The sequence below is a fragment of the Streptomyces rapamycinicus NRRL 5491 genome (assembly GCF_024298965.1).
Taxonomy (GTDB): Bacteria; Actinomycetota; Actinomycetes; order Streptomycetales; family Streptomycetaceae; genus Streptomyces; species Streptomyces rapamycinicus.
Genome location: NZ_CP085193.1, coordinates 2,919,352 through 2,945,058, shown reverse-complemented (window position 1 = coordinate 2,945,058; position 25,707 = coordinate 2,919,352). Strand labels below are relative to the sequence as shown.

22 protein-coding genes are annotated in these 25,707 nt (G+C 71.5%); 11 read left to right on the top strand and 11 right to left on the bottom strand.

The features are described 5' to 3' along the window. Positions 1–3: 3 nt before the first annotated feature. On the bottom strand, positions 4–906 hold the full coding sequence (locus tag LIV37_RS11695) for a MurR/RpiR family transcriptional regulator (protein WP_020867323.1): 903 nt from the start codon (positions 904–906) through the stop codon (positions 4–6). Between the two features lie 121 nt (positions 907–1,027). Between LIV37_RS11695 and LIV37_RS11690 the strand changes: the two genes are divergently transcribed. The 7 genes from LIV37_RS11690 to LIV37_RS11660 all read left to right on the top strand — a co-directional run bounded on the left by LIV37_RS11690 (position 1,028) and on the right by LIV37_RS11660 (position 10,104). Continuing rightward, a complete protein-coding gene (locus tag LIV37_RS11690; RefSeq protein WP_020867321.1) occupies positions 1,028–2,200 on the top strand; it encodes a C45 family autoproteolytic acyltransferase/hydrolase in 1,173 nt (390 codons plus the stop codon). A gap of 40 nt (positions 2,201–2,240) precedes the next feature. Next, on the top strand, positions 2,241–3,890 hold the full coding sequence (locus tag LIV37_RS11685; protein ID WP_020867320.1) for an ABC transporter substrate-binding protein: 1,650 nt from the start codon (positions 2,241–2,243) through the stop codon (positions 3,888–3,890). A 4-nt stretch (positions 3,891–3,894) separates the two neighbouring features. Continuing rightward, positions 3,895–4,869 carry an ABC transporter permease gene (locus LIV37_RS11680; protein ID WP_020867319.1) on the top strand — a complete coding sequence of 325 codons (975 nt, stop codon included), beginning with the start codon at positions 3,895–3,897 and terminating at the stop codon, positions 4,867–4,869. Then, positions 4,866–5,717 carry an ABC transporter permease gene (locus LIV37_RS11675; protein ID WP_020867318.1) on the top strand — a complete coding sequence of 284 codons (852 nt, stop codon included), beginning with the start codon at positions 4,866–4,868 and terminating at the stop codon, positions 5,715–5,717. The genes LIV37_RS11680 and LIV37_RS11675 overlap by 4 nt, the downstream gene beginning before the upstream one ends. Before the next feature lie 6 nt (positions 5,718–5,723). Continuing rightward, positions 5,724–6,737 (top strand): ABC transporter ATP-binding protein, encoded by a 1,014-nt coding sequence (locus LIV37_RS11670; RefSeq protein WP_020867317.1) that lies wholly within the window; start codon positions 5,724–5,726, stop codon positions 6,735–6,737. After that, positions 6,734–7,591 (top strand): ABC transporter ATP-binding protein, encoded by an 858-nt coding sequence (locus LIV37_RS11665; RefSeq protein ID WP_020867316.1) that lies wholly within the window; start codon positions 6,734–6,736, stop codon positions 7,589–7,591. Before LIV37_RS11670 ends, LIV37_RS11665 begins: the two co-directional genes overlap by 4 nt. A 227-nt stretch (positions 7,592–7,818) precedes the next feature. After that, a complete protein-coding gene (locus LIV37_RS11660; protein ID WP_020867315.1) occupies positions 7,819–10,104 on the top strand; it encodes a glycosyl hydrolase family 95 catalytic domain-containing protein in 2,286 nt (761 codons plus the stop codon). A 77-nt stretch (positions 10,105–10,181) separates the two neighbouring features. Here the strand turns inward: LIV37_RS11660 and LIV37_RS11655 are convergent, their stop codons facing one another. Beyond that, positions 10,182–10,619, bottom strand: a complete 438-nt coding sequence (locus LIV37_RS11655; protein WP_020867314.1) for an ATP-binding protein — start codon at positions 10,617–10,619, stop codon at positions 10,182–10,184. Between the two features lie 162 nt (positions 10,620–10,781). On the opposite strand from LIV37_RS11655, the gene LIV37_RS11650 reads away from it, so the two are divergent. Continuing rightward, positions 10,782–11,639: a helix-turn-helix domain-containing protein gene (locus LIV37_RS11650; protein ID WP_020867313.1), complete on the top strand. Its 858-nt coding sequence runs from the start codon at positions 10,782–10,784 to the stop codon at positions 11,637–11,639. After that, the gene (locus LIV37_RS11645) at positions 11,636–11,821 is read left to right on the top strand and encodes a DUF397 domain-containing protein (RefSeq protein ID WP_020867312.1); all 186 of its coding nucleotides are present in this window, start codon (positions 11,636–11,638) and stop codon (positions 11,819–11,821) included. Before LIV37_RS11650 ends, LIV37_RS11645 begins: the two co-directional genes overlap by 4 nt. A gap of 21 nt (positions 11,822–11,842) precedes the next feature. On the opposite strand, the gene LIV37_RS11640 is transcribed toward LIV37_RS11645, so the two are convergent. The 3 genes from LIV37_RS11640 to ssuE are packed head-to-tail and all read right to left on the bottom strand — an operon-like array spanning position 11,843 to position 14,743. Next, complete coding sequence (locus tag LIV37_RS11640) at positions 11,843–12,952, bottom strand: LLM class flavin-dependent oxidoreductase (RefSeq protein ID WP_020867311.1); 1,110 nt, start codon at positions 12,950–12,952, stop codon at positions 11,843–11,845. 34 nt (positions 12,953–12,986) lie between these two features. Next, on the bottom strand, positions 12,987–14,186 hold the full coding sequence (locus tag LIV37_RS11635) for an SfnB family sulfur acquisition oxidoreductase (protein ID WP_020867310.1): 1,200 nt from the start codon (positions 14,184–14,186) through the stop codon (positions 12,987–12,989). A 2-nt stretch (positions 14,187–14,188) separates the two neighbouring features. Then, positions 14,189–14,743, bottom strand: coding sequence for an NADPH-dependent FMN reductase (gene ssuE, locus LIV37_RS11630; protein WP_020867309.1), 555 nt, complete (start codon positions 14,741–14,743; stop codon positions 14,189–14,191). Between the two features lie 545 nt (positions 14,744–15,288). On the opposite strand from ssuE, the gene LIV37_RS11625 reads away from it, so the two are divergent. After that, positions 15,289–16,218: a LysR family transcriptional regulator gene (locus tag LIV37_RS11625; RefSeq protein ID WP_020867308.1), complete on the top strand. Its 930-nt coding sequence runs from the start codon at positions 15,289–15,291 to the stop codon at positions 16,216–16,218. Here the strand turns inward: LIV37_RS11625 and LIV37_RS11620 are convergent. The 3 genes from LIV37_RS11620 to LIV37_RS11610 form a co-directional block, all read right to left on the bottom strand. After that, the gene (locus LIV37_RS11620; RefSeq protein ID WP_121825587.1) at positions 16,205–17,170 is read right to left on the bottom strand and encodes an LLM class F420-dependent oxidoreductase; all 966 of its coding nucleotides are present in this window, start codon (positions 17,168–17,170) and stop codon (positions 16,205–16,207) included. The genes LIV37_RS11625 and LIV37_RS11620 overlap by 14 nt on opposite strands. A 95-nt stretch (positions 17,171–17,265) precedes the next feature. Then, the gene (locus LIV37_RS11615; protein ID WP_020867306.1) at positions 17,266–17,700 is read right to left on the bottom strand and encodes a cytidine deaminase family protein; all 435 of its coding nucleotides are present in this window, start codon (positions 17,698–17,700) and stop codon (positions 17,266–17,268) included. Beyond that, positions 17,697–19,652: a GDSL-type esterase/lipase family protein gene (locus LIV37_RS11610; RefSeq protein ID WP_020867305.1), complete on the bottom strand. Its 1,956-nt coding sequence runs from the start codon at positions 19,650–19,652 to the stop codon at positions 17,697–17,699. Before LIV37_RS11610 ends, LIV37_RS11615 begins: the two co-directional genes overlap by 4 nt. Before the next feature lie 173 nt (positions 19,653–19,825). Here LIV37_RS11610 and LIV37_RS11605 point away from each other — a divergent pair, with 173 nt between their 5' ends. Beyond that, positions 19,826–20,620 carry an IclR family transcriptional regulator gene (locus LIV37_RS11605; RefSeq protein WP_121826098.1) on the top strand — a complete coding sequence of 265 codons (795 nt, stop codon included), beginning with the start codon at positions 19,826–19,828 and terminating at the stop codon, positions 20,618–20,620. 27 nt (positions 20,621–20,647) lie between these two features. On the opposite strand, the gene LIV37_RS11600 is transcribed toward LIV37_RS11605, so the two are convergent. From LIV37_RS11600 to LIV37_RS11590, 3 genes are read right to left on the bottom strand one after another with little or no spacing between them, the layout of a single operon-like run. Further along, positions 20,648–22,198 (bottom strand): GMC family oxidoreductase, encoded by a 1,551-nt coding sequence (locus tag LIV37_RS11600; RefSeq protein ID WP_020867303.1) that lies wholly within the window; start codon positions 22,196–22,198, stop codon positions 20,648–20,650. 18 nt (positions 22,199–22,216) lie between these two features. Further along, complete coding sequence (locus tag LIV37_RS11595; RefSeq protein WP_020867302.1) at positions 22,217–23,764, bottom strand: APC family permease; 1,548 nt, start codon at positions 23,762–23,764, stop codon at positions 22,217–22,219. Continuing rightward, positions 23,761–25,230, bottom strand: a complete 1,470-nt coding sequence (locus LIV37_RS11590) for an aldehyde dehydrogenase family protein (RefSeq protein ID WP_020867301.1) — start codon at positions 25,228–25,230, stop codon at positions 23,761–23,763. Before LIV37_RS11590 ends, LIV37_RS11595 begins: the two co-directional genes overlap by 4 nt. Between the last annotated feature and the right edge of the window lie 477 nt (positions 25,231–25,707).

Sequence of the window (25,707 nt, the reverse complement as noted above, 5' to 3'; positions counted from 1 at the left end):
CGCTCAGCTCTTGCGCTGCCGCGGCTCCGACCGGTCGATCAACTGCCCCCTCAACACCGTCAGTTGGTGGGACGCTTCGACCGCCCGTGGCTCGTCCAGGGAGGCGAGGGCCAGTACGAGCGCGTCCATGACGACGATCCCCGCCAGGGATTCCGCGGTGATGCCGGTGGGCGTGTGCGGGGCGCTGATCACCACATCGGCGTGGGTGGCCAGCGGTCCCGTGGGGACGTCCGTGACCAGCACCACGCTCGCGCCGACCGCCCGCGCCCGATCCGTGAGCACGGTGAACTCCCGCAGCCGGCGGCCGGGGTGGAGGATCACCACCGCGTCCCCGCGGCCGAGGCTCAGCAGTTCGTCGGCCATGGTGAAGCCGGTGGCGCCGACGAAGCGCGCCCGGCGGCCGGCCCGGCGCAGTTTCAGCACCACATGCCGGGCGGCCAGCTCGGAGGCGCCCACGCCGTAGGCGACCACCTCACGCGCGTCCGCCAGCGTTTGCACCGCTTGCTTCAGCACATCCGTCTCCAGTAGGCGGCGGCACTGCTCGAGACGCTCCGCGGCCTCGTCGAAGACCCGGTCCTTGATCTCGTCCAGGTCGTGGCCGACGCGGGCGATGCGCTGCTTGAGCCGCTCCTCGGGGGCGGTCGCGGAGGTGAAACCGGCGGCCAGCTCCCTCTTGAGCGCGGGCAGCCCGGCGTAGCCGAGGCGCTGCAGGGCGCGGACGACGGTGGCGTTGCTCGTGCCACTGGCCGCGCCCAGCTCCTGTGCGCTCGCGAACAGCAGATTCTCCGGCGGGGCGCCGACCAGGTACTGGGCCACCACCCGCTCGGAAGCGGACAGCTCGCCCCACATGTCCCGGACCGCGGCGGCCAGCCGTGTCGTCCCGGTAACGCTTTTCGGTTCGCTCATTACAGCTATTGACTTCCCTGTGGTGGACATTACTATCTGGGCTCATCGTTCCAAGCACGTCAATTTCTGAAACACACATTACAGCCCCTCGTGGGCCCGGGCCTCAGAACACAGGAGTGCCATGACAGCCGCCACCATCCCCACCGTCGAGATCTCCGGCCCGCCGGCCGAGCGCGGCCGCCAGTACGGCGAGGCGGCGCGCGACAGCATCGGCAGGGCGCTCGCCTACTACGAGGAGGCGTTCGGCGAGTCCTCGGGGCTCACCTGGGACCAGGTCACCGCGCGCGCCGAGCGCTGGCTGGAGCCGGTCCGCGCCTACGCCCCCGAACTCGTCGAGGAGATGGGCGGGATCGCCGAGGGGGCGGGCGTCGGGCTCCTGGACGTGCTCGCGCTGAACGCCCGCGGCGAGATCATCTACGACCAGACCTTCGCCCGGATGCGGGCCCGCGCGGACGCCGTCGCGGACGTCACGGACGACCGTGAGGTGACCGACGGCTGTACGTCCTTCGCCGTACTGGGCGAGGCGAGCGGCGACGGCCACGTCTACTGCGGCCAGAACTGGGACTGGCGGGCGGGCGTCGCGGACACCGTCCTGATGCTCCGGATCGTCCAGCCCCCGCACCCCACCGTGATCATGCAGGTGGAGGCCGGGCAGATCGGCCGCCAGGGCGCCAACTCCGCGGGCATCGCCCTCAACGCCAACGGCCTCGGCGGCCGGTTCGACGACGCCGTGGGGCTGCCCCAGACCGTGATCCGCCGCCGGGTCCTGGACAGCGTGTCGATCAGCGACGCGGTCGACGTACTGTGCCGCACCCGCGGCCACATCGCCAGCAACGCCCTGCTGACCTGCCGTGAGGGCTTCGCCCTCGACCTGGAGACCACTCCGGGCGCACACGGCTGGATGTATCCGACGCGGGGGCTGCTCGTCCACGGCAACCACTACCAGACCACCGTCCCCGTCCAGCTCGCGGCCCGCTACCGCCCCGAGTCCTCCGACTCCCTGATCCGGGTGCCCCGGGCCGAGGCCGGGCTGCGCCTGCTGCGCGAGGCCGGGGCGCCGGACGAGTCCCGCAAGCTGATCCACCAGGCCATGTCGGACCACCTCGGCCACCCCGAGGGCCTGTGCACCCACCCCGACCTCCGGCAGCCCGAGGTCAAGTGGTGGACGACGCTGCTGTCCTCCTGCGTGGACCTGACCACCGGTGACTACCACGTGACCCCCGGAACCCCCTGCGACCACGAGTACCAGCAGCTGCCCTGGAACCTCTACGACGGTCCGCACGCCCCCAACTGACGCCTCCCTCACGTCCGCACGAACGACCAGAGAGCCTGCCATGAGAACCAAGCTCTGTACCACCGCAGTCGGCCTCGTGAGTGCCCTGCTGTTCACCGCAGGGTGCTCCGGGGCGACCTCCGGGTCCGGCGGCGCGTCCGTCGACCCCGCGAAGCTCAAGCTCACCGACACCACCCCCAAGGCATCCGGCGCGGCCACCACGGTGAACTGGCTCGTGGAGCAGGAGCCCGCCACCCTGGACATGGACGCCCAGGGCGGCAGCAGCACCCGTACCGTGCTGGCCAACATCTGCGAGCGGCTGCTCCTGCTCAAGCCCGATATGACCACCGCGCCGCGGCTGGCGGAGAAGGCCGAGTACACCGGCGACAAGAAGCTCGTCCTCACCCTCCGCGACGACGTCACCTTCCACGACGGCGCCCGGATGACCGCCGACGACGTGGTGTGGAGCCTCAAGCGGCACGCCCGGCCGGAGATGAACGAGTCGGACGAGTACGAGGACGTCGACACGATCGCCAAGACGGGCGCGAACCAGGTCACCGTCACCTTCAAGAAGCCGAGCGCCCTGTTCACCAAGGCCCTCGCCGGTGACGCCGGGATCATCATGGAGCGCAAGGCGGTGGAGAAGCAGGGCGACGACTTCGGCACCCCCGGCCACCCCGACGCCTGCACCGGACCGTACCGGCTGAAGAGCTGGAACTCCGGCTCCTCCCTCACCATCGAGCGCTCCGCGGACTACTGGGACAAGAGCGTCCGCCCGCTGACGAAGGAGGTCGTCTTCCGCTGGGCTTCCGGCAGCGCCCTGGTCAACTCCATCTCCACGGGCGCCGCGGACGGCGCCTATCTGACCGCCACCGGCCCCGCCGCCGTACTGTCCAAGAAGAAGGGCGTGCGCGCCTACTACGGGCAGTCCACCACCGCCTGGTCGCTCAGCCCCACCAAGGGCGGCGCGCTGGGGGACGCGCGGCTGCGCAGGGCGCTGTCGCTGGCCATGGACCGCGAGGGCATCGCCAAGTCCGGCTTCAACGGCCTCGCCGAACCCTGGGCGACCCCGGTGGGCCCCGGGGCGTGGGGCTACGAGAAGGCCGCGTTCCAGAAGGCGCAGAAGGACCTCGAGCGCTCCACCGCCTACACCGTCTCGCCCTCGGCGGACGACATCGACCGGGCGAAGAAGCTGGTCGAGCGGGCCGGGGCGCCCTCGAAGCCGATCGTCGTCTCCAGCGACGGCAGCGAGAGCCAGACGGTCATCACCAACGCGGTGCGCGGCGCGGCCCAGAAGATCGGGCTGAAGGTCACCGTCAAGACGATCGCGTCGAGCCGTTACGACGAGTTCTTCTCCGACCCGGGGTCCCGGAACGGCTTCGACCTGATCCCGGTCGACTGGTACATCTCCAAGGCCGATCCGGCGGGCTTCTACGACAACGGCATATCCGGCAACGCCAACAACTGGCTCGGCTACTCGGACAAGGGCTATGACGCCCTCGTCGGCAAGGCCCAGCAGACCATCGACGACCGCGAGCGCGCGAAGCTGGTCATCGACGCGCAGACCAAGTTCGCCGATGACGCGGTGTGGATCCCGCTGGTGCAGGTGCCGTCGGTGATGGTGCTCGGCGACAAGTACACCGGCCCGCCGGCGTCCATGGTGTCGATGTACTACCCGTGGGCCGCCGACCTCGGCACGAAGAAGGGCTGACGCCATGATCCGCGGACTGCCGCGGCGGATCGCCGGCCTGTTCACCACGCTGCTCGCCGCCTCGTTCGTCATCTTCGCCGCCGTCTACGCGGCCCCCGGGGACCCCGCCGTCCTCCTCTCCGGCAGCCGACAGGAGCTCACCCCGGAGAAGCTCGCGGCGGTCCGCGCGGAGCACCACCTGGACGAGCCGCTCGTCGTCCAGTACGGCCGGTGGCTGTGGGACGGCCTCCAGGGAGACCTGGGCCGGTCGTTCCAGTACCGCGACCATGTGGCCGACCTGATCGGGACGCGGCTGCCGACCACCCTGGAGCTCGTCGCCTACGCCACGGTGTTCTTCGTGGTGCTGGGCGTCGGCTCCGGAGTGCTGGCGGCGCTGCGCCGCGGCTGGGTGGACTCGGCGGTGGTCGGCGGGACCACGCTCGCCGCCTCGGTGCCCGCCTTCGTGGCGGCCATCGCGCTGGTCTCGCTGTTCGGGGTGCGTCTCGGCTGGTTCCCGGTGACGGGCCAGGGCGAGGGGCTCACCGGGCGGCTGCACCACCTGACGCTCCCCGCGTTCGCCCTCGCCCTCAGCGCCCTCGCCGTGATCAGCCGGGTCACCCGGCAGGCCATGGCCGAGGCGTACGCCTCCGACCATGTGGAGGCGGCCCGCGCCTCCGGGCAGTCGGAGCGCCAGATCGTCGTCCAGCATGTGCTGCGCAACGCGCTCGGCCCGATCGTCACCATGTGCGGGCTCGTCATGGCGGGCATGCTCGCCGGGACGGTGGTGGTCGAGACCGCCTTCGGGCTCAGCGGGATCGGCTCCCTGCTGGTGAGCGCGATCACCACGCACGACTTCCCGGTCACCCAGGCGGTGCTGCTGCTGATGGTCATCGGCTATGTCGTGGTGACGACGCTGGTCGACCTGGTCCATCCGCTGATCGACCCCCGGGTCGCGCCGGGCGGGAAGCCGCGAAGCAAGCCGGAAGGAAAGACCGCATGACGACGGTGACGGCCGGGGCACTGATCCCGGTGCGGGTCCGGGCCCGGCGCCCGGTACCGGTGATGATCGCGGGCGGCTTCCTCGTCCTGGTCGTGGTGGCGGCGGTGTGCGCACCTCTGATCGCCCCGCACGCGCCCGACGCGGTCGACCTGTCCGCCTCGCTCGCGGGGACCACCTCCCAGCATCCGCTGGGCACCGACGCCTCGGGGCAGGATCTGCTCTCCCGGCTGCTGTACGGCGCCCGGTCGAGCCTGCTGGCACCCCTGGTGCTGCTCGCGCTGGCCGCGCTGCTCGGCGTCACGATGGGCACGGTCGCGGCGTGGCGCGGCGGCTGGGTGGACACCCTGCTCTCGCGGGTGACCGATGTGATGTACGCCTTCCCCGGCCTGCTGTTCGTGGTCCTGGTGATCGCGGTCTTCGGCGACGGCCTCACCACGTCGATCATCGCGCTGGGGCTCGCGTACGCGCCCACCATCGCGCGGTACACCCGCAGCCTCGCCCTCGCCGAGCGGTCCAAGCCGTATGTCGACGCCTACCGGGTGCAGGGCATGAGCGGGACCCGGATCTGCGTGCGCCATCTGGTGCCCAATCTGGCCGGGGCGATCGTCGGCTATCTCGTGGTGCTCTTCGGCGAGGGGCTGATGAGCCTGGCCACCCTCAGCTATCTGGGCTTCGGCGCCGGATCGCCCTCGATCGACTGGGGGCTGATGGTGCAGGAGGGGCAGGACGCCGTGGTGCAGGGGGCGTTGCTGCCGGCCCTCGTACCGGGCACGGCCATCGCCGCCGTCGTGGTGGCCTTCAACATCGTCGGGGTCCGGGTCTCGGACCGGCTGGGCAAGGGGAGGTAGCCGGCGATGCTGCTGGACATCGAGGATCTCACCATCGAACTGCCGGCCGGCGCCGCCGCCCGGCCGATGCTCGCCGAGGTGTCGCTGAGGGTCGGCCGGGGTGAAGTGGTCGGCCTGGTGGGCGAGTCCGGCTCGGGCAAGTCCACGACGGCCCGGGCGGTGCTGCGGATGCTCCCCGAGGGGGCGCGGGCCTCCGGCTCGGTACGGGTGGACGGCGAGGACGTGCTCGCCATGGACCCGGCCCGGCTGCGCCGGCACCGGTCCCGTACCGTCTCCATGATCTTCCAGGACCCGCGCTCGGCGATGAACCCGGTCCGCCGGATCGGCGACTTCCTCACCGATCCGCTCACCCGGGTCCTGGGCCTGTCCCGGCGCGACGCGGTGGTGAAGGCGACGGAGCTGCTGGCCTCGGTGGGGCTGTCCGAACCCGAGCGCCGGATGCGGCAGCGCCCGCACGAGCTGTCCGGCGGAATGCTGCAGCGGGTCGTGATCGCCGCCGCCCTGGCCACCGACCCCGACCTGCTCCTCGCCGACGAGGCGACGAGCGCGCTGGACGCGACCACCCAGGCGGAGGTGCTGGCCCTGCTGCGGTCCGTCCAGGAGGAGCGGCGGCGGGCCGGAAGCGGCCTCGGGACGCTCTTCATCACCCACGACCTGCCGCTCGCGGCCGCCTACTGCGACCGCGTGTATGTGATGTACGCGGGCCGCGTGGTGGAGCAGCAGCCCGCCCACGGGCTGTTCGCCGACCCGAAACACCCCTACACCCGCGGTCTGCTGGAATGCTCGCCCAGCCTGGGGGACGACCGCGAACCGCGGCCCATCCCCGGCCGTCCGCCGTCCCTGTCCGACGCCCTCACCGGCTGCCCCTTCCTCCCGCGCTGCGCACGGGCCGAGGCGGAGTGCGAGACCTGGGCGCCGGTGGCCGTCCCGTTCGGCGGCGACGGCGGCGGCGACGGATCGGAGAGGTACGGCTCCGCGGCCTGCCGCCGACTGGAACTCGTATCGAGGAGCAGCGCATGACCGAGCCCGCACTCGTCGTGGAGGGGCTGCGCAAGACCTACGCGCTCCCGGGCGGCGGCCGGACCACGGCCGTGGACGACGTCTCGTTCTCCGTCCCGGCCGGTGGCTCGCTCGGCATCGTCGGGGAGTCCGGCTCCGGCAAGACCACGGTGGCCCGGATCCTGGTGGACCTGGTACGCCCGGACGCGGGGACCATCACGGTGAACGGGCGGGCACGCACACCGGGACGGCGGGGCGGCGGACGGCTGCTCGGCCCTGGCGCGCGCCGGGCCGCGCGGCTGGGCCGCGCCCGCGAGATCCAGATCGTCTTCCAGGACCCGTACGTATCGCTCGACCCGCGGCTGACCGCGCGTCAGTGCCTGCACACCGCCCTGCGGCTGCACGGCCGGTACGAGGGGCAGGCCGCCGCCGGCCGGATCGAGGAGCTGCTGGACCAGGTGGGCCTCGGCAAGCGGGAGGGCGACGCCCGTCCGCGCGGTCTGTCGGGCGGGCAGCGCCAGCGGCTGGCCATCGCCCGTGCGCTCGCCGTGGAACCGGAGGTGCTGGTGCTGGACGAGGCGGTGGCGGCGCTGGACGTGTCCATCCAGGCGCAGATCCTCCGGCTGCTCGCCGACATCCGCCGGGAGACCGGTGTGGCCCTGGTCTTCGTCAGCCATGACCTGGCCGTCGTACGGCACATCACGGACGACACGCTGGTGATGCGGCGCGGCCGCGCGGTCGAGACGGGTCCGACGGCCCGGGTGCTGGACACCCCGGAGGACCCGTACACCCGGCTGCTGCTGTCGTCGGTGCCGCACGACGGCTGGGACCCGGCGGAGACGGTACGGCTGCGCGCGGAACTCGCCGAGCTATGACCGCGACCGTGGCCGCCGAAGGTGAGACATCGGCTCACTCTGGCGCTCGACGGCTCAGTGTGGGGAGCTGAGCCCACTCACCTGCGGATATGTGACGGTATGAATTTCCATACGTCGGAGGTATTCCCAGGTGGCCATGTGCCCTGCACCATGCCGGTAGTTCACCACCGGATATGGGAGGCACATACGTGACCGCGCCAACAGGGAACGGGATCTCTCGAAGAGGTGTGATCGGCACCGCGGCCGCGGTCGGCGCCGGAGGCTGGCTGGCCGGATCCGGCACCGCCTGGGCCGCGCCCCAGGCGTCCGGCGGAGCGGCGGCCCTGCCCGAGCGGATGGCCAGGGCCGCCGCCCCGCGGTGGCGGCGGATGCCCGGCGACTGGAAGGACGGCCCCTTCCTGGCCAACGGCCTGCTCGGCGCGGTGGTGTACCGGGGCGCCACGCCCAACTCCGTGAAAGTCATGCTCAGCCACAGTCAGGTGCAGGACCAGCGCCCCCAGTGGCGCGCCCCGTACGGCTACTCCCGCCTGCCCATCGGCCACTTCGGCCTCACCCTCGCCGGAGAGGTGACCGGGGTCGACTGGACCCTCGACCTGTGGGACGCCGAGCTGCGCGGCACCGTCACCACCACCCGGGGCAGCGTCCGCTTCTCGATGCTGGTGCACAACGCCCGTACCGCGCTGCTGATCTCCACCCGGCCCAGCGCGGGAGAGGAGAGCGCGGCCTGGTCGTTCACATGGATGCCCGCGGCCTCGCCCCGGACCAAGGACAAGCCCGCCGACTACACCGGCAACCCCGACCCCCGCACCGGCTCCGCGGGCGACACCCAGTATGTGGAGCAGCCGCTGATCGCGGGCGGCGGCTGGACCACCGCCTGGCGGGAACGGCGGGTGGGCACCGGCAGGCTGCTGGCCGCCCATATCGTCTACCGCCACCCCGGGGACCTGTCGCACACCACCCGACTGGCCGTCGCTGAAGTGGCCCGGACCCTGGCCACCGACCCCGACGACCTGGTGCGCTCGCACCGCGCCTGGTGGCACCGCTTCTACCAGCACAGCCTGGTCTCCGTACCCGACAAGCGCCTGCAGAGCTTCTACTGGATCCAGCTCTACAAGGTCGCCTGCGCCACCCGCGCCGACGGGCCCTCGATGTCCGAATGGGGGCCGTGGTACCCGGAGACCGGAGGGAGCTGGACCGCGGTCTGGTGGAACCTCAACGTCCAGATCGCCACCTGGCTGGTCCAGGGCTCCAACCACCTTGAACTCGACTCCGTCACCTCCACCTTCCGGGACTTCGAGGAGAACCTGCCGCTGTCCGTGCCACCGGAGTACCAGGACGGGGACACCTACGCCCTCGCCCATCCCTCCGACTGGCTGCTGCGTCCCGGCGCCAAGACCGTCGGCATCCCCGGCACCTCCACCAAGACCGACAACAACGGCAACCTCATCTGGGCCATGCACAACGTCTGGCTCAGCTACCGCCACACCATGGACGTAGCGATCGTGCGCGACGTCCTCTACCCGATCCTCGCCAAGGCGGTGAACTTCTACGACCACTTCCTCCACGAGGGCGGCGACGGGAAGCTGCATCTGCCGCTGACCCGCTCACCGGAGTGGGCGGACGCCGAGGACTGCACCTACGACCTCTCCCTGCTCCGCTGGGGCTGCGCCACCCTCCTGGACTGTCTGCGCATCCTGCGCACCGACCACCCGCGCGCCCGGCGCTGGCGCGAGATCCTGGACCGCCTGGTGGCCTACCCCCGCGATGCCACCGGCATCATGATCGGCGCGGACAAGCCGCTCACCGAGTCCCACCGCCACTTCTCCCATATGCTCTGGCTCTACCCGCTGCACGAGCTGGACTGGGACCGCCCGGCCGACCGGGACATCATGCGCACCACCTTCGACCACTGGGTCAAGGACCGTAGCCTGTGGGCCGGTTACAGCTACGCCGTCGCCTCCTCCATGGCCTCGCGCATGGAACGGCCCGAGGAGGCCCTGGACTTCCTCACCTTCCTCACGGACGGCAACCTGATCAAGAACGCCTGGATCACCCCGAACACCATGTACGTCGAGGGCGGCAACCTCGCCACCGAAAGCCCCCTGACGGCGGCCCAGTCGATCCTCGAGATGGCCGTCCAGAGCCACAACGGCGTCCTGCGGGTCTTCCCCTCCGTCTCGCGCCGCTGGCCCGACCTCTCGGTCCAGTCCCTGCGCACCCAGGGCGCCTTCCTGGTGGACGCCGACCACTCGGCCGGGCGCACCCGCTGGATCCGCGTCCACAGCGAGGCCGGTGCCCCCCTCGTCCTGCACCACGGCATCCCCGGCCCCATCGACGTCCGCGACCACCGGGGCCGCCCCCTCCACTACCGCACCACCGGCCCCGGCCGCATCGAGATTCCCCTCGCCCGCGACGAGACGGCCCTCATCACCCCCCGGGGCCACCGCCCGGACCCGGCCCCGCGCGATGTCCCGGCCGTCGGCGAGTCCAAGCCGTGGGGTCTGCCGGACTGAACCGCGGCGGCCGCCCGAACGAAAGGAGTGAGCGCACCCCTGCCGGGCAGGGGTGCGCCGTGCCACGCGACCGCCGGTCAGCCGGTGCGGGAATCCAGCTCCGCCCATACCGTCTTGCCCACCGGAGGGTGCGGCTCGGTGCCCCAGCGGTCGGCGAGCGCGTCCACCAGCAGCAGGCCGCGCCCGGTTTCACGGTCCGGGGGAGGGGCCGGCTGGAGGGCGGGTCGCCGCTCGCCCCGTGTGTCGGTGACCTCGACGCGGAGGGTTTCCGTGGCGCCGTCGAGGACGAGGCCGAGCCGGAAGTCGCGGCCCGGCACGCGCCCGTGCAGCGCCGCGTTGGCGCTCAGCTCGGCGATGATCGCCACGGCGCGGTCGGCGACGGCGGGTGACACGGGCCAGGCGCGGAGCTGCTCCGCGGCGAGCAGCCGGGCCAGCCGGGCCCCGCGCCGCGTGGAGGACAGGCGTTGGGTAAAGGTCCAGTTCGTGGCGGGGAGTTGGGGCGTGCTTGCGTTCATGGGGCCACGGTGGTGGGTGAGCGTCGGCCTTCACCAGCGCCGCGCCGCGTACGCAGTGTCAGCGTACATGCGCGTTCGGTGGACGGTACACCCGTTGATCCGTCACCCTGGGTGAGTCGAGCGCGGGGGCCCTCGCACGTACGCACCTGGAGGTGTCCGCGTATGACGACCGACAACGCCTGTGTGGCCGGGGACGGTGACGGGGAACGGGAGCCCGACCCCTCCGACAGTCTGCGGACCTTCGGGGCCGTGGTCCAGGCCCTCCGCGAACACGCGGGCCTCACCCGGGCGCAGTTCGGGGAGCTGGTCCGGTTCTCGAAGCACACCGTGGCATCGGTGGAGCTGGGGCGGCGCATGCCGGACGAGTCGTTCGTGGAGCGGGCGGAGGAGGTTCTGGGCAACACGGGCGCACTGCGCAGGGCGGCCCGATTCCTCGCGCGGGGTGAGCCGGGTCTTGCGGCGTGGTTCCGGCGGTGGGCGCGGCTGGAGCGGGTGGCGGTGAGCCTGTACACGTATGAGTGTCGGCTGGTGCCTGGGTTGTTGCAGTCGGAGGACTACGCGCGGGCGGTGTTCGAGGGCACCATCCCTCTGCTGACGGATGAGCAGTTGGAGGCCCAGCTTATGGCGCGGACCGAGCGGCAGAAGGTGCTGCACGAGCGGCCGCACGTCCCGTTCAGCTTCATCGTGGATGAGGCCGTCTTCCGGAGGAGGTTCGGTGATCGAGAGCAGCGGCGGCGCTTGTTCGACCACGTGCTGGAGCGAAGCGCGCTGCGTAACGTGAAGCTGCAAGTCGTCCCTCTCGAAGCTGAGTTGCACGCGTGCCTGGACGGACCTGTTCGGCTGCTGGAAACACCGGAAGGGCGGCGCTACGCCTACTCAGAGGGTCAGCAGAACGGACGGCTGATTGCCGACTCGAAAGAGGTACGCCTCCTCCACCAGCGCTATGACACACTGCGCTCGCAGGCCCTGACACCACAAGACTCCCGTGGCCTGCTGGAGCGACTGCGAGGAGACCTATGAGTAGGGCGGAACTCACCTGGTTCAAGTCCAGCTACAGCGGCAGTCAGGGAGACGATTGCGTGGAGGTCGCCGTCACCGAAGAGGCCGTCCACGTACGGGACTCCAAGGACACGACCCACCCCGGTCTCGCCGTCAGCCGTGACGGCTGGGCGCGGTTCGTCCGGTTCGCCGCACACGGCTGAGCCGGAGGCGCGCCCGCGGACTCATCGCGGGCGCGTCGGGTGGGCCCATAGCCCCTGCTTGCGCAGCACGGGCAGGACGCCCTCGCCGAACCAATACGCCTCCTCCAGATGCGGATAGCCGGACAGGATGAACTCGTCGACGCCGAGGCGGTGGTACTCGGCGATCCGCTCGGCCACCTCGGCATGGCTGCCCACCAGCGCCGTGCCCGCGCCGCCGCGCACCAGGCCGACGCCGGCCCAGAGGTTGGGGTAGATCTCGAGGTTGTCCAGGCTGCCGCCGTGCAGGGCGAGCATGCGCTGCTGGCCCTCGGACTCGCTGCGGCCGAGGCCGGACTGGATGGAGCGCACGGTCTCCGGGTCGAAGCCGTCGAGCAGCCGGCGCGCCTCGGCCCACGCCTGCTCGGCGGTGTCGCGGGTGATGACGTGCAGCCGGATGCCGAAGCGGATCGTACGGCCCTGCCCGGCGGCGAGGGAACGGATCCAGGCGATCTTCTGGGCCACCTGGGCGGGCGGTTCGCCCCAGGTGAGGTAGACATCGGAGTGGCGGGCGGCGACCTGACCGGCGGCGGGGGAGGAGCCGCCGAAGTAGACCTGGGGGATCGGGTCGGGGAGCCGGGCCAGCTTGGCGCCCTCGACATGGAGGTGTTCCCCGGCGAGATCGACTGTCTTGCCGTCCCACAGGTCGCGGACGATGCCCAGGAACTCGCCGGTGCGGGCGTAGCGGGCCTCCTTGTCGAGGAAGTCGCCGTAGCCGCGCTGCTCCTGGCTCTCGCCGCCGGTGACCACGTTGAGCATCAGCCGTCCGCCGGTCTGCCGCTGGTAGGTGGAGGCCATCTGGGCGGCGAAGGTGGGCGAGAGGAAGCCGGGCCGGAAGGCCACCAGGAACTTCAGCCGCTCGGTGTGCTGGCTGACCATCGCGGTGGTCAGCCAGGCGTCCTCGCACCAGGCGCCGGTCGGAGTGAGCGCGCCCTCGAAGCCGAGGTGTTCGGCGGCGCGGGCGATCTGGGAGAGATAGCCGACCGACGGCGGGCGGTCCCCTCCGGCCGAGGTGACGGGGGTGCCATGGCCACCGCCGACGACATGGCGGCTGTCGCCGTTGGTGGGCAGGAACCAGTGGAAGGTGAGGGACATGGTGCGACTCCGTTCGGGGGTGCGGTGGCGGTGGCTACAGAAGGCCGTGGCGGGGTGGTTTCGTACCGTTCAGCACATAGCGGCCGATGTGCTGGACCTTCCAGCGGGCCGGGTCGTGCAGGGTGTGCGTACGGGCGTCCCGCCAGTGGCGGTGCAGGCACAGGGCATCCAGGGCCGAGCGGGTGCCGGCCACCTCGAACAGCGAACTGCCCGTCTCCACGGCCGCGTCGGCCGCCGCCACCTTCGCTGCGGCCACCGCGATCGACGCCTCGGCGGTGGTGTCGTCGTCGAGGTGGCCACGGGCGGTGTCCACGGCCCGGGCGGCGGCCGACAGCAGGGCCTCGGCGCCCCGGACCTGGAGGGCCAGCTCACCGAAGCGCTGGATGAGCAGCGGATCCTCGGCGGCGGTCTCGAAGCCGCTCTCGAACCAGGGGCGGCTCTTGGTGCGGACGAACGCCACCGCCTCCGCCAACGCCCCCGAGGCGATCCCCGCGTCGATGGCCGCGTGCAGCGACTGCGCGGCGGCACCGTGCAGTTGGGGCCCACGGAAGGTGAGGTGGTGCGGTACGACCCGGTCGGCCGGCACCGGCACGGCCGCCAGCCGGACGGTGCCGCTCGCGGTCGTCCGCTGGCCCATGCCCTCCCAGTCGTCCACGACGGTCAGACCGGGCGCGTCCCGTGGCACATAGGCCACATGGAGATCGTCGTTCTCCACACGGGCCAGCACCGGGATCCAGTCGGCGAACAGCGCACCGGTCGAGTAGTGCTTGACACCGGTCAGGGTGTACGAGCCGTCGGCGGCCGGGGCGAGGCGGGTGCGGATGTCCTGGAGGTGCTTGGTGCCCGCCTCCGACTGGGCGTTGCCGAACCGCTTCCCGGCCAGCACCTCGCCGAAGAAGAACGCCCGCTGGCCCTCGGTGCCCTGCCGGCGCAGCACGTTGACGTATGAGAAGTGGCTCTGCGGGATCTGGGCGAGGCTGGCGTCGGCGGCCGCGAGCAGCCGGAACACCTCGGCGAGGGTCACGGCGGACACATCCGCGCCGCCGTGCCCGGCCGGGACGGTGATGGCCAGGAGCCCGGACGCGGACAGCCGGTCCAGCTCGGCCCGCGGCAGCCTGCGTTGTGCGTCGCGCTCGGCGGCGCCCGTACGGAACTCCTCGGCCAGCGCCGCGGCCACCTTCAGCGCCTCGGTGTCATCGGCGATGACATGGGCGGGCTCGGGAAGGGAGGACACGGTCAGCTCGCCGCGGCCAGCACGGTGGGGTGGCCGAGCGCCGCCGAGAACTGGTCGACCACCTGCTCCAGCGCCTCGGCGGCCCCGGCGGCCACGCTCACCCCGCCGTCCGGCTCCACCGTGATGTCCTTGTCCAGGGTGAACCAGCCCTGGACGATATGGGCCGCGCCCATGGACGACAGCACCGGCCGCAGCGCGTAGTCGATGGCCAGGACGTGGGCGCTGGTGCCACCGGTGGCCAGCGGCAGCACGGTCTTGCCCGCGAGCGCGTACTGCGGCAACAGGTCCAGCAGGGACTTCAGCAGCCCGGAGTAGGCGGCCTTGTAGACCGGCGTCCCCACCACGAGCCCGTCCGCCTGCTCGACCAGCGCCTTGGCCCGGACGATGGCCGGGTGCGAGAAGTCCGCGCCGAGCAGCGCGGCGGCGGGCAGGGTACGGACGTCGAGCGGGACCACATGATGGCCCTGGGCGGTCAGCCGGGCGTCCAGATGGCGCAGCAGCCGGGCGGTGCGGGAGGTGGCGGAGGGGGAGCCGGAGAGGGACAGGACAGTGGCCATGAGCAACCCTTCGTGGTGCGGTCCAGGCGGCGGGCCCGGTGGAGCAATTACGGGCATGGGGAATCGGCGCCCGGCGGCGAACGGAATTCACCATGGCCGGGGCGCGGAAAGACCGGGAGCGCGAAAGGGCGCCGAAGGCGGGGCAGTGCGGCCGCGATTCCTCGGTGGCGGCGGCTAAAAGCCTTTCCCGATCATGGGAGGCGACGGAGAGCGAAGCGGAGGTGATCCCTCAGGGCTCGCTCGGACCCGTACGGCGGGTCAGCCCGGACAGCAACAGGACGCGCTGGAAACACGCGCGAGGTCGACATGGCGTCGCCGCGTGAGGTCCTGTCGCTTCATGTCACCGATCCAACCAGGGGGAAGTCCTGCCGGTCAAGAAGGCCGGGTGGCATTCCATATCCCGGACGCGCGGGCCGGGCCGCGGAATTCCGCGGCGCCCGCTTCGAGATTACCCGGGACGCGGGCCGGGGAGTGAGTCGGTATTCATGAGACCGTGATAGGGATCCCCTTGAAGCGGGCGGGCCCGCGCGGGCAGGGTGCGGAGTGTGCGAATTGAACAGCTGGAATACATCGCCGCCGTCACCCGCCTCGGATCGCTCCGCCGCGCCGCCGAGGAACTGCATCTGTCCCAGCCGGCGCTCAGCGAGACGGTGCGCAATCTCGAACGCGAACTCGGCGTCGATCTGCTGGAGCGCAAGCGCTCCGGCGCGACGATCAGCGCGGAGGGACGGGAGTTGCTGCCGCATATCGCCAGCGTCATCGAGGCCGTCGACAGGTTGCGCGGCGCCGCCGGTGACCAGCACCGCGTCAGCCGGATGATCCGGCTGGGCACGGTCAACACCGCGACCGTCCCACTGCTGATCCCGGCCGTCCGGGAGTTCCGTGCCACCCACCCGGTGACCCAGGTCGAGGTGGTGGGCGCGCAGCAGGCCGAGATCCACCGGGCGCTGCTGGAGGGGAGTTTCGACCTGGGCCTGGTCAACTGCCTCCGGGGGGACGACGTCCCGCCCACCCTGGAGACCACCGAACTGCTGCGCGGCCGCCCGGTGGTCTGTCTGCGCCCGGACAGCCCGCTGGCCGCCCGGCCGACGGTGAGCACGGCGGATCTGCTGGACGGGCGGGAGCCGCTGATCGTGATGCGCTCCGGCTATCTGATGCACCGCTTCATCCACCGGCTGCTGGCCGGGCGCACCCCGTCCTTCTCCTACTCCACCGACGGGGCCGAGATGGGCAAGCTGATGGTGGCCGAGGGGCTCGGCGTCACCGTGCTCCCCGACTTCAGCGTCATCGGCGACCCCCTGGAGCGCGGGGGCGCGATCACCCACCGGCCGCTCGCGGACGGCGAGGCCACCGAGGTGCTGCTGATGATCCAGCGCCGCCGCTCGGGCTCGGTGCCACGCGCCGTACGCGATCTGCACGAGCTCTTCGTACGGCGCGCGGACACTCCCGGAACTCCCCGGGCTACAGCTCCCTGAGCGCGGGCAGCAGCCGCTTCTCGGCCCAGTCCAGGAACGGCCGCTGATGGTCGCCGCCGATCTGGACGAGGGCGACATCCGTGAAGCCCGCGTCCACGAAGGGCCGGATCAGCTCCGTGAACTCCTCGATGTCGTCGCCGCACGGAATGGACGCGGCCACGTCCTCGGGCCGGACGAACTGGGTGGCGCCCGCGAAGGAGGCGGGCCCCGGCAGCTCCGAGTTGACCTTCCAGCCGCTCCCGAACCAGCGGAACTGGTCATGGGCGCGGGCGATCGCCGCGTCCCGGTCGGGGTCGTAGCAGACCGGGATCTGGCCGATCCGTGGCTTCCCGCCGCCGCCGTTCGCCTCGAAGTCCGCCAGCAGCCCGGACTTGGGCTCCGTCGCGATCAGGATGTCGGCCAGCCGCCCGGCCAGCCGGCACGACCGCGGCCCGGAGACGGCCACGCCGATGGGCGGCGGCTGGTCCGGCAGATCCCACAGCTTCGCCGAGTCGACGTCGTAGTGGGTGCCGTGGTGGGTGACATGGCCACCGCCGAACAGCGCCCGGATGATCTCGATCGCCTCTTCCAGCATCTCGTGCCGCACATCCGCCGCCGGCCAGCCCTGCCCGACCACATGCTCGTTCAGGTTCTCGCCGGACCCGAGCCCCAGCCGGAACCGTCCCTCGGACAGCAGCTGGAGCGTCGCCGCCTTCTGTGCCACCACCGCCGGGTGATAGCGCACGGTGGGGCAGGTGACATACGTGGTCAGCGGGATCGAGGAGGTGGCCTGCGCGGCGGCGCCCAGCACGCTCCAGGCATACGGGGCGTGCCCCTGGGAGTCCAGCCACGGGAAGTAGTGGTCGGAGGTCACCGAGAAGTCGAACCCGACCTGCTCGGCCCGGACCACGTCGTCGACGAGCTGACGTGGTCCGGCCTGCTCGGTCATCATCGTGTATCCCCATCGAACCATGGCTCCCGAGTACCGTTCCCCGTGTCGTCCAAACGGGACAAACGGCTGGTCACCGTGGGTCGTGGCGGCTCACCCGCGGTAGACCCGGGAGACGGTCAGGGCGTAGGGCCGCCGCCCTCCTCCTGGTGGTCGGCCCAGCGGTAGCTCTCGGGGAGCAGATCGGCGACGGGCACGGCGCGCAGCCGCTCGCCCGCGCCGACGACGACGCGGATGTCCGGGAAGTAGTCGAGCATCATCTGACGGCACCGGCCGCAGGGAGGGATCACCCCGCGGCCGCGGTCGCCCACGGCGACCATGGTCACCAGGTCGTACGCGCCCTGGGCGGCCGCCGCGCCGATGACGACGAGTTCGGCGCAGGGGCCGCCGGTGAAGTGGTAGGCGTTCATCGCGGTGACGATCCGCCCGTCCCGGTCGCGGGCCGCCGCCGCCACGGTGTGGTTGTCACCCCGGCTGCGGGCGGCCGCCACCTGGGTCGCGGCCCGGACGAGGTCATGGTCGAGGTCACGGTCGGCGGAATGAGACGTGGTCATGTCCGGAGCTTGGCAGAGATCACCGGGGCCAGGCGGTCGGTGATGGTGCGGTGGCCCTTGTCGTTGGGGTGGACCGAGTCCGAGAGGTCGTCGGCGGCGAGCCAGCCGGTGGTGTCGACGTAGGAGGCCCTGGCGTCGCCGGAGGCGGTCACGGCGGCCTTGGTCTCGGTGCCGAACCGGCCGCTGAAGGTGCGCAAGCCGAAGATCCAGGCGTTCGGGTAGGCGGTGCGGACCTTGCGCAGCAGGGCGGCGTAGGACGCCTGGAACTGTGCCGGGGTCACCCCGCGGCCCACATCGTTGGTGCCGAGGTTGATGACCACCGCGCTCGCCTGGTAGCGGGAGAAGTCCCAGTCGGGCGTGGCGGCGTTCGGGTTGAGCTTGGTGAACTGCTGCTCCAGGCTCATCCGGTCGTCGGCCGTGTCGACCAGGGCCGCGCCGCCCTGGGCGATCTGGGTGTGGTCGGCGCCGAGCCGTTCGCCGATGAGCCATCCGTAGGCGGTGCGGGCGTTCTGCGAGGTGGTGGTGGAGACGGTGATCGAGTCGCCGACGAATTCGATCAGGTTCTCGGGGGCGGGCGGGGTGAAGGTGGTGGCGCCGCTGTCCAGGGTCAGGCCCTGGAAGACCGCGTCACCGTGGTAGGAGCCCGCGACCACCTGGTAGTTGACCTGGAGGGTGTGGTTTCCGGCGGCGAGCGGGGCCGGGGTGAGGTTGACCGTGCCCTTGGCCTCGTCGTAGAAGGTGGCGGGGCCGCCGTCGATGCTGGCCCACAGGTCGATCGCGTTGCGCTGCTCGAGCTTGACGGTGCGGCCGGTGAAGCCGGTGCGGAAGTACGCGCCCGCCCAGTAGGGGGTGTAGGCGGTGGCCGAGCTCTTGGTGTCCCAGCGGCCGGTGAACCGGATGTTCGGGTCCCCCGGCTGGCCGGGAGCGGCGGCCTCGGGGGACGCCGCGCCGCGTGCGGTGCCGCGTACGGTGCCGAGTTTCGCGGCGATGACCGGGGCCAGGCGGTCGGCGAACTTGGTGTGCCCCGCCTCGTTGGGATGGCCGTTCCCGTCCTCGTAGTCCGTGCCGTCCGTGAGCCAGCCGGTGGTGTCGACATAGCTCACCTTGGCGTCACCGGCCGCGTTGCGCGCGCTCACGGCCGCCTTGGTCTCCGGCACATAGCGCTTCTTGAGGGTCTGGACGGCGAAGAGCGCCGCGTTCGGGTACTTCGCGCGGATGTCGCGGAGGAGGCCGGTGTACGCGGACTGGAACTCAGGCCCCGTGACGCCGTGCCCGATGTCATTGGTGCCCAGGTTGATGACCACCGCACTGGCCTGGTAGCGGGAGAAGTCCCAGTTCTGGTCGCCGGTCGAGGCCGTCTTGAAGAACTGCGTGGCCAGTCCCGCGCAGCCGCCCTTGCCGACCAGGCAGTAGCCCGAGCGGGCGATCTGGGTGTGCCGCATGCCCAGCCGCTCGCCGGTCTTCCAGCCGTACGAGTCCAGCGCGAGCCGGTCGGTGAGGGCGCCCGCGGTGATGGAGTCGCCCACGAACTCGATGAGCCCGGACGGGACGCGCGGGGCGACGGTGCCCGCGCCCGCGTCCAGGACCAGGCCCTGGAAGACGGTGTCGCCGGAGCGGTAGGAGACGCGGAGGGTGTGGGTGCCCTGGGGGAGCGGCTGGGGGGTGAGGGCGACGGTGCCCTTGACGCCCGCGTAGAAGACGTCGGGGCCGCCGTCGACGCTCGCGTAGAAGTTCACCGCCTCCCGGGCCTTGACCTTCACGGTCGTGCCGGTGAACGCCGTCTGGAGGTAGCCGCCGGTCCAGTTGGGGACGGCGGCGGTGGCGGAGCCGAGGTCCCAGCGGCCGGTGTAGACGATGTTGGGGTCGGTCACCGAGCCGTTCCCCAGGGCCGCCGCCCGTGCGGTGGAGGTGATGCCGAGGCTCAGCCCCACCGCACAGAGCGACGCGGTCATGACAAGAACGAAGACTCTGCGCAAGGAGTGCGGGATCGATCGCATGGGGGTCCTCTCGGGGGAGGGAATGGATGCCGAGGAGTCTGGGAGCGCTCCCAGGCGTCGTGGCCCCACGATGGAAGCCATGAATCGGTTCAACGTCAAGGTGTGCGGCGACAGTTACGATGTGGGTCATGGCGGAAACCGGTGGGGTGCGCGAAGTGAAGTCCGCGGGCCGCACCGTGGAGCTGCTGGAGCTGCTCGCCGCGCGCGGCGACCAGCCGGCCCGGCTGCGCGAGCTCGCCGAGGAGCTCGGCGTCCCGCGCAGCAGTATGTACGCCCTCCTCAAGACCCTGATCGACCGCGGCTGGGTGCGCACCGACGTCACCGGCTCGCTGTACGGCATCGGCATCCGCGCGCTGCTCACCGGCACCAGCTATCTGGACAGCGATCCACGGGTGCGGGCGGCGCGGCCGTATCTGGACGAGGCGTCCGACGCGCTGGGCGAGACCATTCACTTCGCCCGGCTGGACGGCGGCGACGTCGTCTACCTCGCCACGCGGGAGTCGCATGAGTACCTGCGCCCCTTCAGCCGCGTCGGGCGGCGGCTCCCGGCCCATGTGGGAGCCCTGGGGAAGGCGCTGCTCGCCGAGCGGATCGACGGTGAACTTCCGCTGGCGCGCGAGGAGTTGGAGCAGGCGACGCCCAACACCCACCGCACCCGGGCCGCGCTCCTGGCCGATCTGCGGCGGGTGCGGGAGCGGGGCCACGCCATCGACCGGGAGGAGGGGGTCCTGGGCATCGTGGGCTTCGGTTTCGCCCTGCGGTACGACGCCCCGGCGGTGGACGCGATCAGCTGCTCGGTGCCCACGGCCCGGCTGACGGAGGGGCGGGAGGAACGGATCGTCGCGGTGATGCGGGAGATCCGGGCGAAGATCGAGGCGGTTGTGCCGAGGGGGACCGGCACGGGCCCGCAGTGGCGCCCGTAGCCGGGTGACTCCGCGACCCCGGCCCCCTCAGGGATGGCGGCGCTTGATCATGTCCGCGCACTTCTCGCCGATCATCATCGTCGTGACGCACGGATTGACGGCGATGAGATACGGCATCGCCGAGCCGTCGGCCACCCGCAGTCCCGTCACCCCCTTGACCCTCAGCTCCGGATCGAGCGGGGCGTCCGCGTCGTCGGGCGCGCCCATCCGCACCGTGCACGCCGGGTGGTAGACGGTGTTGTGGGTCGCGCGGATGTACCCGGCCAGCTCGTCGCCGCTGTTCACATCGGGCCCGGGGGCGAGTTCGGCGCCCGCCCACATGGCCAGCGCGGGCCGGGCGGCGATCTTGCGCGCCAGCAGCAGACCGCGGGTCATGATCTCCATGTCGTAGGAGTCGGTGAAGTAGCGGGGATCGACGCGCGCCTTGTCGCGGAAGTCGCGGGTGGCCAGCCGCACGGTGCCCCGGGAGCGGGCCCGGGTGACGTTCGGGGTGAGGCAGAAGGCGTTCTCCGACGTCGGGTAGCCACGGCGGTAGGTGTTCATGTCGAAGGGCGTCGCCCCGTAGTGGAACATCAGGTCCGGGCGGTCCAGATCGGGTTCGGTGTCGGTGAAGACGCCGATCTCCCACCACTGGGTGGAGCTCTTGATCATGGGCTGCTCGGCGTTCCACATGATGACGCCCTCGGGGTGGTCCTGGAGGTTGCCACCGACCCCGGGGGAGTCCACGGCCACCTCCACCCCCGTCTCCCGCAGATGTCCGGCCGGGCCGATCCCGGAGAGCATCAGCAGCTTCGGGGTGTCGATGGCGCCACAGGAGACGATGACCTCGCGCCGGGCGTGCACCCTCAGGGTGTGGATCAGGTCGGGGGAGAGGTAGTCGACCCCGGTACAGCGCCGGTCCTCGTCCAGGACCAGCCGTCTGGCCTGGAGTCCGGTGCGCACCTCCAGATTGGGCCGGGCGTCCATGACGGGGTGGAGATAGGCCACCGAGGCGGAGCAGCGGGTGCCGTCCTCACGGGCGTTGATCTGGAACCAGTGGGCTCCGCGCACCACCGTCGTCCCGGTGTTGAACGAGGTGATGGGGATGCCCACCTCCTCGCAGGCCGCCAGCACCGCCCTGCCGCACGGGTCCTCGGGCGGCACGGTGCGGATCCGGACCGGGCCGCCGCGGCCGTGGTGGTCGCCGGGCGCGTCGTTGTCCTCCAGGCGCCGGAAGAGCGGGAAGCAGTCGGCGGCCGACCAGCCGTCCAGGCCCATGGCGGCCCATTCGTCGAGGTCTTCGGCGGGGGCCCAGAAGGCGATGCAGGAGTTGTGCGAGGAGCAGCCGCCGAGCACCTTCGCGCGGGCGTGGCGCAGAAAGCTGTTGCCCTTCTCCTGCGGTTCGACCGGATAGTCCCAGTCGTAGCCGGAGCCCAGCAGCCCCATCCAGCGGTTCAGCCGCAGCACGTTGTCGTCCCCGACGTCCGACGGGCCCGCCTCCAGCAGGCAGACGCTCACCGAGGGGTCCTCGGACAGCCGGGCGGCGACCACCGATCCGGCCGTACCGCCGCCGACCACCACGTAGTCGAACTGGTCCACGGGCCTCTCCTCACGTCCTCACGGGGTGGTGGCGGCCGCGTGTTCGGCGAGCACACCCGTACGGGCCCGCTGGACGAACCAGTAGTAGGTGAAGCCGCCCAGCGCGACGGCGCCGACGAACAGGACCGCGCCCCAGCGCAGATACCAGTGCTGCGGGCCGGTGGCGTTGTAGACCTGGGCGCGGGGCCAGGCGAGGTTGACGGTCATCGCGGTGCCCCACAGCACGGCCAGCGCGTTGACCGGCAGCCCCAGCCGCCCCAGCGAGAAGCGGCCCTCGGCCGGGCTCCAATGGCCCCTCAGCCGCCGTACCAGCATGGGCAGGGTGACCATCAGATACGCGAAGTAGATCATGATGATCGCGATGCTGGTGACCACGGAGAAGATCTGCGGCTGGTTGATGTTGAGGACCAGGATCGCGACCGCCACCACCCCGATCAGGATCGCCGGCAGCAGCGGTGTCCGGAACCGCGGATGGACCCGGGCCAGCCGGGAGCCGCCGGGCAGGTTGTTGTCCCTGGCCATGGCGAACATCAGCCGGATGCCCGCGGTGTGCACGGCCAGCGCGCACACGGTGATCGCGATGACCACGCACCACAGCACCATCAGGCCCACACCGTGCCCGAGCGAGGAGAGCACCACGAACTGCAGACCGTCCGCCGCCAGCCGGCTGTCATGGAGGTTGGGCACCGCCATCAGCGCGAAGAGCAGGATGAACCCGCCGAGGGCGAACGACGCCACCAGCGCCCGCAGGATGGCGCGCGGCGCGTTGCGGCCCGGGTTCAGGGACTCCTCGCCCAGCGAGGACGCCGTGTCGAAGCCGTACATCACATACGCCGAGGCGAGCGAGGCGGTGAGGAACGCGCCGAGATAGCCCAGCGACTCCCCCTGGCCACGGCCGAAGGTGTCCAGCGCCACCGACGGGCCGCGGGTGATGTGCGCGGCCAGCAGCAGGATCAGTACGACGGTGGCGACCAGCTCGATGGCCACGCCCGCCGAGTTGATACGGGCCATCAGCTTCACCCCGAAGCCGTTGACCAGCGTGGTGAACAGGACCAGCACACTGCCGAGCAGCACCGCGTTGGCCGCGCGCTCGGTCCCGGTGGAGCCGTCGCCGATCAGCTGGAACCACGCCGAGATCTGCGGCAGCGTCACCTGGTAGGCGAGCGCCACGGCCGCCAGCGACACCATCGTCGCCGTCATCATCATCCAGCCGCCCAGCCAGCCCACATGCGGACCGCCCAGCAGCTTGGACCAGTTGTAGACCGAACCGGCCACCGGATAGCGGCCCGCCAGCTCGGCGAAGCACAGCGCCACCATCAGCTGCCCGGTGAACACCATCGGCCAGGACCACCAGTACGCCGGGCCGCCGTGCGCCACACCGAAGTAGAAGAGCTGGAAGGTGCCGGTCAGGATGGAGATGTAGCTGATCCCGGCGGCGAAGGTGTGGAAGTTGCCCAGGGTGCGCTTGAGTTCCGGACGGTAGCCGAGCTCGGCGAGCGAGTCGTCGTCGTGCGAACCGTCCGGCCGTGGCTCCGGCGGTGGTCCGGCCGGCTCGGTCGCCGTCATTCGAACCACCGCTGGGGACGGGGTGCGGTGTTCCGCCAGATGTGCTTGAGCTCCTGGTACTCGTGCAGCCCCGACGGCCCCAGCTCCCGGCCGACACCCGACTGCTTCATCCCGCCCCACTCGGCCTGCGGGACATACGGATGGAAGTCGTTGATCCACACGGTCCCGGCCCGCAGCCGGGCCGCCACCCGGTGCGCCTTCTCGGTGTCCTGCGTCCACACCCCGCCCGCCAGGCCGTACACCGTGTCGTTGGCGAGCGCCACCGCCTCGTCCTCGTCCCGGAACCGCTCCACGGTGAGCACCGGCCCGAACGACTCGTCCTGCACCACCGACATGTCCGGGGTGCAGTCGTCCAGCACGGTCGGCAGGTAGTAGAAGCCCTTCGCCAGGTCCGGGTCGTCGGGCGGGGTCCCGCCGCAGCGCAGCACCGCGCCCTCGTCGATCCCCGCCGCCACATAGTCCGTGATCTTCTGGCGGTGCCCGGCGGAGATCAGCGGCCCGGCGCGGGCGTTCTCCTCGAACGGCCCGCCCAGCCGGATGTTCCGGGCCCGATGGACGATCTCGTCGACGAACGCGTCATGCAGCTGCTCCTGGACCAGCAGCCGGGCACCGGCCGAGCACACCTGCCCGGAGTGCAGGAACACCGCCGTGAGCGCGTAGTCCACGGCGGTGTCGAAATCGCAGTCGGTGAAGACGATGTTGGGGTTCTTGCCGCCCAGCTCCAGGGCCAGCTTCTTCACCGTGGGCGCGACGGCCGACATGATCCAGCGTCCGGTGACCACCCCGCCGGTGAAGGACACCAGGTCCACGCGTTCGTCCGTGACCAGCGGCGCGCCCGCGGTGGCCCCCGGGCCCAGGATCAGATTGGCCGCCCCGCCCGGCAGCCCGGCCTCGGTCAGCAGCCGCATCAGATGGATCGCGGTGTGCGGGGTCAGCTCGCTGGGCTTGAGGACGAAGGTGTTCCCGGCGGCCAGCGCGGGCGCCACCTTCCAGGCCGTCTGGAGCAGTGGGTAGTTCCACGGCGTGATCAGCACACACACCCCGACCGGTTCGTGCACCACCCTGCTGTCGATCTCCGGACTGCCCACCTCCACCACGCGGCCGCCGCTCCCGGAGGAGGCGAGGGTGCCGAAGTAGCGGAAGCAGTTCGCGATGTCGTCGAGGTCGTACTCGCTCTCGACCAGCCGCTTCCCGGTATCCAGGGACTCCGCCCGGGCGAGCGTCGGCTTCTCGCGCTCCAGCAGCTCGGCCACCCGCAGCAGCACCCCGCCCCGGTCCCCGGCCGGGGTGCCGGGCCACGACCCGCGGTCGAAGGCGTCCCGCGCGGCCGCCACCGCCGCGGCGGCGTCCTTCGGCCCCGCCTCGTCGACCACGGCGACCAGCGAACCGTCCGCCGGACAGCGGATCTCGCGGCTGTGTCCGTCGAGGGCGGTCGTCCAGTGGCCGCCGATGAACAGCTCCGGCATGGGTTCCTCCGGGCTCGGACGACAGGGCCGGTCCCGAGTGGATCCATCGACGCACCCGTCCGGCCCACACACCGAGCGTAAGTGGCGCGGGTCACCCTCGCACGGCGTGGGGAGGGCGCGGGGGCGGCGGGGATGTGAGCGGGCGCCTCGGGGCTACGGCGAGATCGGCAGGCCCGGCAGTGGCTCGGCTGGGGTCGTCGCCGGGGTGTGGCTCGGCTGGCAGTGGCTTCGCTGGGGTCGTCGCCGGAGTGTGGCTCGGCTGGCAGTGGCTTGGCTGGGGTTGTGGCCGGGGTGTGGCTCGGCCGCTCGGGGGTCGTCGGGGTTGTGGCCGGGGTGTGGCTCGGCCGCTCGGGGGTCGTCGGGGTTGTGGCCGGGGTGTGGCTCGGCCGCTCGGGGGTCGTCGGGGTTGTGGCCGGGGTGTGGCTCGGCCGCTCGGGGGTCGTCGGGGTCGTGCGGCTCGCGGCCCGGATGTCGCAC

Excerpts from the sequence above, each read along its gene's own strand:
- LIV37_RS11695 (WP_020867323.1), bottom strand. The coding sequence starts at position 906 with ATGAGCGAACCGAAAAGCGTTACCGGGACGACACGGCTGGCCGCCGCG.
- LIV37_RS11690 (WP_020867321.1), top strand. The coding sequence starts at position 1,028 with ATGACAGCCGCCACCATCCCCACCGTCGAGATCTCCGGCCCGCCGGCC.
- LIV37_RS11685 (WP_020867320.1), top strand. The coding sequence starts at position 2,241 with ATGAGAACCAAGCTCTGTACCACCGCAGTCGGCCTCGTGAGTGCCCTG.
- LIV37_RS11680 (WP_020867319.1), top strand. The coding sequence starts at position 3,895 with ATGATCCGCGGACTGCCGCGGCGGATCGCCGGCCTGTTCACCACGCTG.
- LIV37_RS11675 (WP_020867318.1), top strand. The coding sequence starts at position 4,866 with ATGACGACGGTGACGGCCGGGGCACTGATCCCGGTGCGGGTCCGGGCC.
- LIV37_RS11670 (WP_020867317.1), top strand. The coding sequence starts at position 5,724 with ATGCTGCTGGACATCGAGGATCTCACCATCGAACTGCCGGCCGGCGCC.
- LIV37_RS11665 (WP_020867316.1), top strand. The coding sequence starts at position 6,734 with ATGACCGAGCCCGCACTCGTCGTGGAGGGGCTGCGCAAGACCTACGCG.
- LIV37_RS11655 (WP_020867314.1), bottom strand. The coding sequence starts at position 10,619 with ATGAACGCAAGCACGCCCCAACTCCCCGCCACGAACTGGACCTTTACC.
- LIV37_RS11650 (WP_020867313.1), top strand. The coding sequence starts at position 10,782 with ATGACGACCGACAACGCCTGTGTGGCCGGGGACGGTGACGGGGAACGG.
- LIV37_RS11645 (WP_020867312.1), top strand. The coding sequence starts at position 11,636 with ATGAGTAGGGCGGAACTCACCTGGTTCAAGTCCAGCTACAGCGGCAGT.
- LIV37_RS11640 (WP_020867311.1), bottom strand. The coding sequence starts at position 12,952 with ATGTCCCTCACCTTCCACTGGTTCCTGCCCACCAACGGCGACAGCCGC.
- ssuE (WP_020867309.1), bottom strand. The coding sequence starts at position 14,743 with ATGGCCACTGTCCTGTCCCTCTCCGGCTCCCCCTCCGCCACCTCCCGC.
- LIV37_RS11620 (WP_121825587.1), bottom strand. The coding sequence starts at position 17,170 with ATGGTTCGATGGGGATACACGATGATGACCGAGCAGGCCGGACCACGT.
- LIV37_RS11615 (WP_020867306.1), bottom strand. The coding sequence starts at position 17,700 with ATGACCACGTCTCATTCCGCCGACCGTGACCTCGACCATGACCTCGTC.
- LIV37_RS11610 (WP_020867305.1), bottom strand. The coding sequence starts at position 19,652 with ATGACCGCGTCGCTCTGTGCGGTGGGGCTGAGCCTCGGCATCACCTCC.
- LIV37_RS11605 (WP_121826098.1), top strand. The coding sequence starts at position 19,826 with ATGGCGGAAACCGGTGGGGTGCGCGAAGTGAAGTCCGCGGGCCGCACC.
- LIV37_RS11595 (WP_020867302.1), bottom strand. The coding sequence starts at position 23,764 with ATGACGGCGACCGAGCCGGCCGGACCACCGCCGGAGCCACGGCCGGAC.
- LIV37_RS11590 (WP_020867301.1), bottom strand. The coding sequence starts at position 25,230 with ATGCCGGAGCTGTTCATCGGCGGCCACTGGACGACCGCCCTCGACGGA.